This window comes from uncultured Desulfovibrio sp. (assembly GCF_944327235.1).
Taxonomy (GTDB): Bacteria; Desulfobacterota; Desulfovibrionia; order Desulfovibrionales; family Desulfovibrionaceae; genus Desulfovibrio.
Window position 1 is genome coordinate 1 of record NZ_CALVHE010000077.1, and the last position, 11,353, is coordinate 11,353.

Annotated in this window: 8 protein-coding genes; 5 read left to right on the top strand and 3 right to left on the bottom strand. The window is 62.0% G+C overall.

The genetic code is table 11. The annotated features are described in order from the left end of the window. Positions 1–222 (bottom strand): hypothetical protein (locus Q0K00_RS09635; RefSeq protein WP_297228976.1); only part of this gene is annotated, 222 nt, incomplete at its 3' end. A gap of 169 nt (positions 223–391) precedes the next feature. After that, positions 392–1,609, bottom strand: a complete 1,218-nt coding sequence (locus Q0K00_RS09640; protein WP_297228978.1) for a hypothetical protein — start codon at positions 1,607–1,609, stop codon at positions 392–394. Between the two features lie 140 nt (positions 1,610–1,749). Between Q0K00_RS09640 and Q0K00_RS09645 the strand changes: the two genes are divergently transcribed. Genes Q0K00_RS09645 through ybeY form a run of 3 tightly spaced genes read left to right on the top strand, consistent with a single transcriptional unit; the run spans position 1,750 to position 5,700 of the window. Beyond that, the gene (locus Q0K00_RS09645; protein WP_297228980.1) at positions 1,750–2,748 is read left to right on the top strand and encodes a PhoH family protein; all 999 of its coding nucleotides are present in this window, start codon (positions 1,750–1,752) and stop codon (positions 2,746–2,748) included. Next, the gene (locus Q0K00_RS09650; RefSeq protein WP_297228982.1) at positions 2,714–5,197 is read left to right on the top strand and encodes an HDIG domain-containing metalloprotein; all 2,484 of its coding nucleotides are present in this window, start codon (positions 2,714–2,716) and stop codon (positions 5,195–5,197) included. The genes Q0K00_RS09645 and Q0K00_RS09650 overlap by 35 nt, the downstream gene beginning before the upstream one ends. A 53-nt stretch (positions 5,198–5,250) precedes the next feature. Continuing rightward, positions 5,251–5,700, top strand: a complete 450-nt coding sequence (gene ybeY, locus Q0K00_RS09655) for an rRNA maturation RNase YbeY (protein ID WP_366937624.1) — start codon at positions 5,251–5,253, stop codon at positions 5,698–5,700. A 176-nt stretch (positions 5,701–5,876) separates the two neighbouring features. Here ybeY and Q0K00_RS09660 read toward each other — a convergent pair whose 3' ends face one another. Next, positions 5,877–6,983: an HD domain-containing protein gene (locus tag Q0K00_RS09660; RefSeq protein WP_297228984.1), complete on the bottom strand. Its 1,107-nt coding sequence runs from the start codon at positions 6,981–6,983 to the stop codon at positions 5,877–5,879. An 84-nt stretch (positions 6,984–7,067) separates the two neighbouring features. Here Q0K00_RS09660 and Q0K00_RS09665 point away from each other — a divergent pair, with 84 nt between their 5' ends. Both Q0K00_RS09665 and Q0K00_RS09670 read left to right on the top strand, forming a co-directional pair. After that, the gene (locus Q0K00_RS09665) at positions 7,068–7,844 is read left to right on the top strand and encodes a biotin--acetyl-CoA-carboxylase ligase (protein ID WP_297228986.1); all 777 of its coding nucleotides are present in this window, start codon (positions 7,068–7,070) and stop codon (positions 7,842–7,844) included. 3 nt (positions 7,845–7,847) lie between these two features. Beyond that, positions 7,848–11,353: pyruvate carboxylase (locus tag Q0K00_RS09670; protein WP_297228988.1), on the top strand; the 3,506-nt coding region annotated here is incomplete at its 3' end.

The window sequence follows — 11,353 nt, forward strand, 5'->3', positions numbered from 1 at the left end:
CGGCAAGCGTACTTGTTTTTCATTGTCATAACTTGCTTTTAGCCTCTTTATGGACTCTCTGCTAGTCATGACCCTTTTTCTTTTTACAGCGGAAGAGAAAGAATTTCCTGACGCTCCGCGCTGGAGGCGGCAGGAGGCATACAGGAGAGCATGGCGCTTCAACAGAAAAAGACGGAGACAGGAGGCAGGAAGAACGTCGAACAGGCGTTTTGGCGGCAGCACAGCGCCTCCCGGCCCAAACCAAGCGGAAAAACCTCGTTTTTCCGCGAAACGACAGGCCGTATGGCTTGCAACGCGAAGCGTTTCAAACTGCAATGTTCTATGGAGAAAAAGGAACGGGGAAAGGACGGCGTGCCGTCCCTTCCCCGAGCAGAAGATGTGCGCGGATGCGCTAAACGTTCATGTTCAGACCGGTCAGCAGGCTCAGACCGCTTGCGCTGGAGTAGGTGCCGAAACCGCTGGAAGACTGGCTGGAGAACCAGGACGAGGCAATGGTCTCCATCTGGAGGCGCGTGCGCATGGCCGAGGGGTCGATCTGCATGGACGCGCGGGCATCCTCAATGCCGGCCAGAGCCTGCACCTGAGCATATTGCTTGGTCAGGTCAGGGTTATCCTTGAAGAGCTGGCGCAGTTTGTCGGCATCGGGGTGCGAGCTGTTGATGGTCACGCTGCCGTCGCTTTCCACCTGCATGGAAAAGGTGATGTCCGGATCGATGCCCAATCCGGCAAGACCATCGTAGATCTCCTTGCCCAATTCATCCTGACCGAGCAGGGCCTGCTGCACTTCCTCGCTGTTGTCGGAAGCGATGCTGATGGCCATGCCGCCGTCCTTCGGCAGGGTGAGACTGACATCCGACAGGGCAATGTTCTGCTCTTCAAGCTTTTCCTTAAGAAGCTTTTCAAGTTCGCCATGCTGACGCAGCCAGTTGTTGATGTCATACGCCTGGGGGTGATCGTCATTGGCCACCAGGTTGCCGGCGTCGTCGAAGACCAGAGAGAGTTCGTCGAGATTGACGTTGAGGCCGGTAAGCCCTTCACGCAGTTCGTCGACAAGCTCGCTCTGCTCGTCCAGCAGGCTCTGGAGCTCGTGCGTGGAACCGCTGGCAAGCTTGAATTCGCCGGTCGAGGAGATGGTGAACTTCAGGTCCGTCGTCAGTTCGATGTCGGCTTCCTTCAAGTTCTCCACGAGCTTTTCGGCCAGTTCGGGGTGCTCATCCAGATAGTCCTGCGCCTTCTTGGTGTCTTCTTCCGTCGTGCCGGCGGCGGTCAGCTTGCCTTCCGTATCCAGCGTGAAAGTCAGGCCGGAGATATCGGACAGCGAGGATTCTTCGAGCGCCTTCTTGAGGGAATCGTCGAATTCCTTTTCGATCTGCTGCTGATATTTGCTGATCTGGCTGAACGTCACCCGGCTGTCTTCGGAAAGCCCCATAGCCTTCATGGCGTATTGCACAAGTTCGACCATGCCGGAGATCTGGCTGGCCATGGACGTATAGGAAGTCAGGCCGCTCAGTTCGTTCTGCGTCCGGTTGGAGGACGAGGTAGTATTCTGTGTGATCTGCCACTGATAACGGCTGCTGTTGGAATAAACGCTGAGACCGGAAATACTCATGGATGACTCCTGCAATTTTTGCCGCCATAAGCTGCGGGCAAGTAGTTGCCGGAGGTTATGCAACAAGCATACCAGAGCATTCTTTGCCTGCCGGGGGGAGCAATGGACAGGGAAGGGGAAATGGACTATGCTGGTCGCCTATGGCTCTTCATTCACAACACGTTGAGACGGTGGATTTTGACGATCCCGCATTGACGGCAAGTCTGTTCGGACCGCAGAATCTGCATCTGGATCTGCTGGCCGAGGCAAGCGGCACACGTATCGGCAGCCGCGGCTCGCATCTTTGGGTGGAGTCTGCCGACGAGCAGGCGCGGCAGCGGGTGTGCAATGTGCTCATCCAGCTGTATGCGTTGTTGCGTGAGGGCATGGCGATCAGCCGGCAGGACGTGGTACGCAGCTATGCCATGCTGGATAGCGACCCGGGGCTGGATCTGCGTCAGGTCTTTCGGGAGGCTGTGTTCGTCAATACGCCCCGCAAGAGCGTTGCGGCGCGCAATGTGGCTCAGAAGCGCTATCTTGAAGTGCTTCGGCGCCACGAGCTCGTCTTTGCCGTAGGGCCCGCGGGGACCGGCAAGACGTATCTGGCTGTGGCCATGGCGCTTTCCATGTTGCAACAGCACAAGGTCAAACGTATCGTACTGACTCGTCCCGCCGTGGAGGCCGGAGAGCGGCTGGGCTTCCTGCCCGGCGATCTGGCCGAGAAGGTCAACCCCTATCTTCGTCCCCTGTACGATGCCCTGCATGACATGATGCCGCAGCCCAAGGTGGCTTCCATGCTGGAGACCGGCATCATCGAGGTGGCCCCGCTGGCCTTCATGCGCGGCCGCACCCTCAACGACGCCTTCATCATTCTGGATGAGGCGCAGAATACCACACACGAGCAGATGAAGATGTTCCTGACCCGCATGGGGTTCGGATCACGGGTGGTCGTCACCGGCGACACCACACAGATCGATCTGCCTGCCCTGAACACGACCCCCCACGGACGTTCCGGGCTGGTTCATGCCCTTCAGGTGCTGCATGATGTTCCGGGACTTGCCGTCCACACGTTCTGCAAGGCCGACGTGGTGCGGCATCCTCTCGTGGGGGCCATTGTGAGCGCTTATGACGACGCCGAAAAAAGCCGTTCGCCCCTCTAGTTTCTCCGCGCTGGTCCGTACCATCCGTTCGCGCCATCATTGCGGGCAGGGGCTGCTCGTCCTTGTGGGCAGCCTGCTTATGCTTTCATTGCTGGCGGGCGCCAATTTCGAGGGAGAACGCCATTTCTATGTTGCCGGGCAGGTGGCCGACCACGACGTGGTGGCTGACCGGGACATGCAGGTGGAAGATTCTCAGGCAACGGCTGCGCGGCGCAAGCAGGTGCTCATGCTGCAGCCTCCTGTCTATGATCTGAGTCTGGAGCCGCTGACGCATTTTCAGGCGCGGGTGCTGGCCATTTTACGAGAGCTGGGGGGCGAGCGTCCCGGCGATCTGCCGCCCGGCGGACCAGCCGCGTCCGCCGAGAATGGAACTGCCGGAGCGGAGGATGCGGCGCCTGCCGAAAGCGCCTTGCGGCGGCTGACCGACGAACTCACGCCGCGTGTGGCAGAAGATGTGCTGCCGCAACTTGCCCAGCCGGAAGTCCAGTCCTACCTGCTCAAAAAGTTGATCCCTCTGATCAATGAGCGGCTGACGGAAGGGTTGGTCAGCGACATCCGTGTGGCTCGCGTCGGCCGGGCCGGCGCCATCATCCACAATCTGGACAACGGGTCGGAGCTGCTGCGGCCGGATGTGACCAGCCTGCCGGATGTGCAATCCTTTCTGGCGGAAGTCTCGTCGCTCATGCAGCGGGAGAGCGGTCTCAACGTCCACGCGCGTCGTGCCCTGAATATCTTTCTGGCAGCCACCTTGCCGCCCTCGCTCACTCTCAACCGCGAGTCCACGCAGAAGCGCGGCAACGCCGTGGCGGAAAACGTGGAGCCTGTCTTCTACCAGATCCAGAAGGGTGAGCTCATTGTCCGCAAGGGGGCTCGCGTCAGTCGGGAACAACAGATCAAGCTCCAGGCCATGTACGATCAGGCAAGCGACGGTATGCACTGGACGGTGGTCGGCGGGGCCTTCATCTTTTCCCTTATCCTCGGCATCGGCTTTTATGTGGCGCCCAGCGGCAAGCCCGGCACGCCCCTGCGCTGCAAGGACATGCTCCTCATCTCCCTGATCCTGCTGCTGTTCGGCATCGGAGCCAAGGCCCTGTATGCCCTGAGCCTCGTGGTGAGCGACCTCAACCATCTGGCCGCCTATGCCGTGGCCTACCCCGTGGCCGGGGCGGTGGGGCTGGTGGCCATGGTCTTTGCCGCCCGCCGCTATTGTACAATGGGACTTTTGCTCTGCCTTTTCGTCACGCTCATGTTCCAGCAGGGCTATCAGGTATTCCTTTTCCACTTCCTCGGCGGGATGCTGGCCACCTGGCTGGTGACCAGCGCTCAGAACCGGCAGGACGTGGTCTGGAGCGTCATGCCCCTGACCATCGGTCAGGCGGTGATCTGTCTTGCGTTGCTGCTCTCCTTTAATGTCCCGCTGGAGCTGTATCCGGCCTATGCCGTGGCTGTGCTGGCCAACAGCGTGGTCTCTCTTCTGCTGTTGTTCGCCCTGAGTCCGGTGCTGGAACTCTCCTTCGGCTACAGTACGCGCTTCCGGCTCATGGAGCTGATGAGCCTTGAGCATCCGCTCATGCAGGAGCTGATGGTGACCATTCCGGGGACCTACCACCATTCGCTGGTGGTGGCCAATATGGTGGAGGCCGGGGCCAAGGCCATCGGCGCCAACAGCCTGCTGTGCAAGGTGGCGGCGCTCTACCACGATGCCGGCAAGATCGCCTATCCGGAATACTTCATCGAGAATCAGTTCGGCGGCCCCAACAAACATGACAAATTGTCCCCTTCCATGAGCGCGCTCATCCTCATCTCCCACGTCAAGAAGGGGGCTGAACTGGCGGAGCGGTATAATCTGGGGCAGGAGATCATCGACATCATCCGCCAGCATCACGGCACGCGCATCATCCGCTATTTTTATCAGAAAGCCATCAACCTGGGTGAGAAGCCGCGCGAGTCCGATTTCAGCTACCCCGGGCCCCGGCCGCAAACCAAGGAAGCCGCCATCCTCATGCTGGCCGACTCCGTGGAGGCATCCAGCCGTACGCTGACCGATCCCACTCCGGCCCGTATCCGGTCGCACATCGATACCATCATCAAGGGCATCTTTTCCGAGGGGCAGCTCGATGAATCCGAGCTGACGTTCAAGGATCTGCATTTCCTGAGTGAAAACTTCCAGCGTATCCTGACGGGTATTTTCCATCAGCGTATCGTCTATCCGGACGACAAGCTCAAGAGCAGCGGCATCGTCCCCAAGACGGAAAACAAGGCTGACCCCCGTCCGGAGACGCGCGCTGCAACGCCCGCACAGAGCCGTCCCGCCGCTGGAGTAGGGGCTCCGCCGCCTCCGGCCGTCGTTTCTCATGCTGGCGGTCTTTACGGAACGGATATGCCCCAGGCAACCAGTACGGCACAGTCCAAGCCGTTAGGCAACGGTATGCGTGCTCGTACCACATAGGCGATTCAGCCGGTAGCCGCCCAGACGACAACAAGAAATGTCGAGGAACTCCCATGCCTGCGGAAATCATGCTGCACAGCGCGGCGTACGGCTGGCTGTGCGATCTGGACAAGAGACAATTGCGGCAGGTGCTGGAGGCCATGCAGGCCGAAGCCGCCCGGCGGGGCTATGCTGTCCCCACGTTGACGTTGCATCTGGTGGACGATGGACGCATGGCTTACTGCAACCGTCGCTATATGGCCTGCTCCGGGCCGACCAATGTCCTTTCTTTCCCCGGTGATGCCGCTCTCCCGGGCCAGCTGGTGCTTTCTCTGCCGACATGGCGGCGAGAGTGTTTGTTGTACGGGCAGGATGGGCGAGAGCATTTTCTGCGGCTGCTGTCACACGGCATGGGGCATCTGGCGGGGCTGGATCACGGACCGGAGATGGACGCCTTGGCCGATGCCTGCCTGCGGGCCGGGAGCGCGGCGCTTTCCGCTTGCGGCACAGACAGGCCGTCATAGCCATTTCTTTGCTGCCCCTTGGGAACGCTGCGGGGCCTGCGGCCGGAGAACTGGCCGCCAGGTCGTCGCGGCATGACATATTTCCCGGCAAAGCGCGTTTGGGGAAGGGGAGGGCGCGGGAGGGGGGACCCCTTTTCGCGCGAGTGAAAGGGGTTCCCCCTCCCGCAAAAAAACAATCAGCGGCAACCGCTTTCCGCCAACGCCGCGCATTGCAGGTCGCGCAGCTGCCGGGCCGATTCCGGGCCTCGGTCGCGCCATTCTTCCGGCAGGCGGACAGCGAGCAGGACGGCCAGCTCCTTTTCCGCCCGAAGGCTCCACTGTCGGCGGCTGTCGGCATCTACAAGCCTCCAGAAGGGACGGCTCAGACCGCGCCGCTCCACCCGCCAGAGGATGTCCCGCCGGGTGCCTGGGCGCAGTTCGCCATATCGACCCGCGTGCATATGCTCGGCGCAGGCAGTTTCCGCAGCCGTCAGATGCAGGTTGGAGAGCGCCAGACGCCGACACAGCGCCTGCGCGACGGGGACGCCGAGCGCATCATGCCCGTAGTGGTGCGGCCAGTTGTCCGCAGGCGTCCGCAGCTTGCCGAGATCATGGCAGAGCGCCATCCAGACGGCCAGCGCATCGCCGGCACAGCGATCCATGACCTCGCAGGTGTGATCAAGTACGGTAGCGCTCCCGTGCCAGCGGGGCGGTCCGGCAGGGATATGCGCGGCTTCCTCAAACTCGGCAAACCAGGGCGACAGGCAGCCGCCGGCGGCCAGCACACGCAAAAAGCGACTGGGAGCGGGACCGGCCAGCGCCTTGAGCAGTTCACGGCCCACGCGTTCGGCGGGCAGGGTCGCCAGCGCCGCCGGATCAAGGCGGCAAAGCTGATCCGTCGCCTCAGGCGCAAGCTGCCAGTCCGGCAGGCAGGCGGCAAAGCGGGCAAGTCGGAAAGCACGGCCGGGATCATCGACCAGCGCTGTGGAGGAGGCCGGGCGGAGCAGCTTGTGCCGCAGGTCGTGCAGGGAGCGCGGATGACAATGCAGGCGGCCTGCCGCATCCAGCGCGAGGGCATTGATGGTCAGATCCCGGGCGCATAGATCCTCCAGGATGCTGTTCCCCCGCAACGGCATGAATTCGCGTCCCTGCCAGAGACAGACCCGTACCGCGCCGACGGTCTCAGCGCCGGGATGCTCGGCCAGAAAGGCTTCCCGGCTGCCGTTGAAGGCATAGTCCCATTCATGGGGCAGGCGGCCCAGCAACAGGTCGCGTACTGCCCCCCCTACAAGATATATCTCCATGAGGGGAATATGACAGAAGCACGCGAAGAATGCACTCGTTTTTCAGAAGGGGGGACGGCTTGTCCGGGCGTTCGGGCAGAGGCCATGCTGCGGGATGGCAGCGGCTGCCCCTTCGTCTGGCGTCTGGGTGAGGTGACGAGTACCCTTGACGCAGCCCGCACCCTGATGGATGCCGGGCTCCTGGCTCCGTGGGAGAGCGTGCAGGCCGTGCGGCAAACCAGCGGCCGGGGACAGCTGCGGCGGCAATGGATCTCCCCGGCAGGCAATATATACGCCACCCTGCGTCTGCCGCAGGCCGACCCCTTTCTGGGCAGCGAAGCCACACCCGCGCTGAGTCTCATGCTGGCGGCGGCATGTGCCGAACTGGGACTAAGCGTGCGTGTGAAGTGGCCCAACGATCTGGTGGCGGAAACAGCGGACGGGCCTTGCAAGGTGGCGGGCATCCTCATGGAAGAGAGAGCGGGCGTCCTCTGTGCGGGGATCGGCATCAACGTGGTCTGGCGGCCGGAGCGGGACTCCCTGCGGACCGGGGCAGCACTTCCCGCCGCCAGTCTTGCCGAGGTCTGGCCGGGGGGGAGCGCCTGCTGCCCGCCTGCGGAAAGGCTGTGGCCCATGCTTGTAAAGCGCCTTTATTCCGCATATACTGCCCGACGTTCTCCCATGATCCGCTGTCATGAGGCGGTTTGCCGTCATCTGCTCTGGCAGGGGAGGCAGGTGGTCATCGAGGACGGTGAAGAAACTGTTTCGGGCATTCTTGCCGGCCTGCACGCCGACGGCGGCGCTCGTCTGCTGTGCGGAAGCGGGGAGAGGATTTTTTACAGCGGGAGCCTGCGTCTTCCGTACGACAATCAAAGGGCGTAGCACATGGCCAACAAGAGCTTTGCTGAGGTTCAGGAGTTTCTCAAGGGCAAGACCATCCTTGTGGCGAACCGCGGTATACCCGCGCGCCGCATCTGCCGCTCCATTCGTGAACGTTTCGACGCCATTGCGGCCATGACCGCAACCGACGTGGACAAGACGGCCCCGGCGGCCTCAGCTGCGCAGGAACTCATTCTGCTGGGCTCCGATCCGCGTGCCTACCTTGATATAGACCGCATCATCGACAAGGCCAAACAGCACGGCGTGATAGGCATCCATCCCGGCTGGGGCTTTGCGTCCGAGGATACGCGTTTCCCGCAGCGTTGCAAGGAAGCCGGACTGACCTTCATCGGCGCCACGGCCGAGGCCATGAACCTGCTGGGCAACAAGGTGCAGGCACGCACCGTCGCCCGCAAGCTGGGCATCCCCGTGGTGCCCGGTTCCGACGGAGCGGTGGATATCCCCACGGCCCGGCAGCTCATCAATGAGATGGGCCTGCCCATCATGCTCAAGGCCGAAGGCGGCGGCGGGGGGCGCGGCATCTTTGCCATCCACAATGAAGCGGAACTGGAAGACGCCTTTTTCAAGGCGTCCACCATGGCGCAGGCTTCTTTCGGCAATCCGCGCCTCTTTGTGGAAAAATTCCTCGATAATGTGCGCCACATCGAGATCCAGGTCATTGCCGACATGTACGGCAATGTGTTCGCCTTTGACGAACGCGACTGCTCGGTACAGCGCAACCATCAGAAACTCATCGAGATCACTCCGTCGCCGTGGAAGGGCATCACGCGCAACCTGCGCGATCAGCTCAAGGACTACGCGCGTCGGCTGGTGCGTGCGGTAGGCTACCATTCGCTGGCCACGGTGGAATTCCTGGTGACGCCCGAAGGGCAGCCCTACCTCATCGAAGTCAATACCCGCCTGCAGGTGGAACACGGCATCACCGAGTCCCGTTACGGCATCGACCTGGTGGAAGAACAGATCGCCGTGGCCTTCGGCGCTGAGCTGCGCTACCGTGAAGAGCAGCTGCGTCCGACGTACTGGGCCATGCAGGTGCGCATCAATCTGGAGAATCCGCAGGACAACTTTGCGCCCAATTCCGGTCTGGTGAGCCGCTACGTTTCGCCCGGCGGCCCCGGCGTGCGGCTGGACTCCAACATCTGCGCGGGCTACGAGTTCCCCGCCAACTACGACTCCGCGGGCGCGTTGCTCATCACTTACGCTACGGACTGGGAAAAGACCGTGGCGATCATGGAACGCGCCCTCGGGGAATATGTCATCGGCGGCCTGAAGACGACCATCCCGTTCTTCCGGCAGGTGCTCAAGCATCCCCTGTTCCGCAACGGCAGCATCAACACCAACTTCATTGCCGCGCATCCCGAGCTCATGCAGTATCTGGATCTTGCGCCGGAGAGCGAGCGCCTTGCCCGCCTCGTGGCAGAGATCTCCGCCAGAGGTTACAATCCCTTCCTCCAGCTCGGGGAATACCGTTCCGCCACTACGCCGGAACTCGGCGTGTTCGATCCGGTGCTGCCCGTCATCCCCACGAGCGTGCGTCGTCAGCCCTCCCCCTATCCGCACGGCGACCGCCTTGCGCTTCTCGACTATGTGCGTGATTCGGGGCGGGTGCACTTCACCGACACCACGCCGCGCGACTTCACCCAGTCCAATTCCGGTAACCGCTTCCGTCTGGCTGAAGATCGGCTCATCGGTCCCTACTTGGACAATGTGGGGTATTTCTCCATCGAGAACGGCGGCGGGGCGCACTTCCATGTGGCCATGATGGCCAACATGACCTATCCTTTCCGGGAAGCCCGCGAGTGGAACAGCTTTGCCCCCAAGACGCACAAGCAGCTGCTGGTGCGCTCCACCAACGTGCTGGGCTATACGCCGCAGCCGCGCAACCTCATGCGCCTGACCGGGGAGATGATCTGCGACCACTACTCCGTGGTGCGCTGCTTCGACTTCCTCAACCATGTGGAAAACATGCGACCCATTGCGGAAGTGGTCATGTCCCGCAAGGATGTGGTCTTTGAACCGGCCCTTTCGCTCTCCTGGGCCAAGGGCTTCGACGTGCCGCACTATCTCGGCGTGACCGAGGCCATCCTGCGCATGATGGGGAACATCATGGGCGTGGATCCTCGCGAGGCCTCCCGCCACATCATCCTCGGCCTCAAGGACATGGCCGGCGTCTGCCCGCCGCGTTTCATGACCGAGCTGGTGAGCGCTCTGCGCAAGGCGTGGCCGGAGCTCGTGCTGCATGTGCACCGCCACTACACGGACGGGCTGTTCGTACCCTCCTGCGGGGCGGCGGCCAAGGCCGGCGCGCACATCGTGGACGTGGGCCTGGGATCGGCCGTGCGTTCGTATGGTCAGGGGGACGTGCTCTCCACCGTGGCCTATATGGAGGACGAGCTCGGCCTTACCTGCCAGCTCAACAAGGACGCCATCCGGGACGCCAATTTCGTCTGCAAGCAGATCATGCCGTATTATGACCGCTACTGCTCGCCGTACTTCAAGGGCATCGACTACGACGTGACCCTGCACGGTATGCCCGGCGGGGCGACATCCTCGTCGCAGGAAGGGGCCATGAAGCAGGGCTATATCCACTTGCTGCCCTATATGCTCAAGTTCCTGGAAGGGACGCGGCAGATCGTGCGCTATCATGACGTGACGCCCGGTTCGCAGGTGACGTGGAATACGGCCTTCCTTGCCGTGACCGGCGCCTGGAAGCGCGGTGGCGAAGAGGAGGTGCGCTATCTGCTGGAAGTGCTGCACGAGGTGACGAGTCGTCCCGAAAGCGAACTGAGCGAGCAGATGCGCCATGCGCGCCTCAATATCTATCAGGATTGCAACGATGCCTTCCGCAATCTCCTGTTGGGCAAGTTCGGCCGTCTCCCGCTGGGCTTCCCGCCGGACTGGGTCTACGAGAGCGCCTTCGGCAGCGAATGGAAGAGCGCCATCGCCAACCGCACCGAAGCCTCGCCGCTGGAATCGCTGGCGGACGTGAATCTGGCCGCCGAGCGCAAGGCCTGCGCCGATCTCATCAAGCGTCAGCCCACGGAAGAAGAATTCGTCATGTACCTCAACCATCCCGGTGACGCGCTCAAGACCATGCAGTTCCGGGCCAAGTTCGGGGATCCCAACAATCTGCCGCTGCATGTCTGGTTCGAGGGACTCAAGCCCGGACAGGCTCTGAGCTTCAACGACACGAGCGGCAAGCCGCACCATCTGGCGCTACTCAGCATCTCCCGTCCCAATGAGGCCGGCGTGTCCATTTGCCGCTATGTGCTGGATTCGGAGATCATGAGCTGCGAAGTGCAGGTCAGCGACAAGGTCGGTCAGGCCAAGCGCGGCATCACCATGGCCGATCCCGCCAACAAGTTCCATGTGGCGGCGCCCAGCAATGGCGATCTGTGGGTCATGTATGTGCATCCCGGCGATATCGTGAAGGAAGGCGAAGAGCTCTTCAACGTCTCCATCATGAAGCAGGAAAAGGCCGTGCTCGCGCC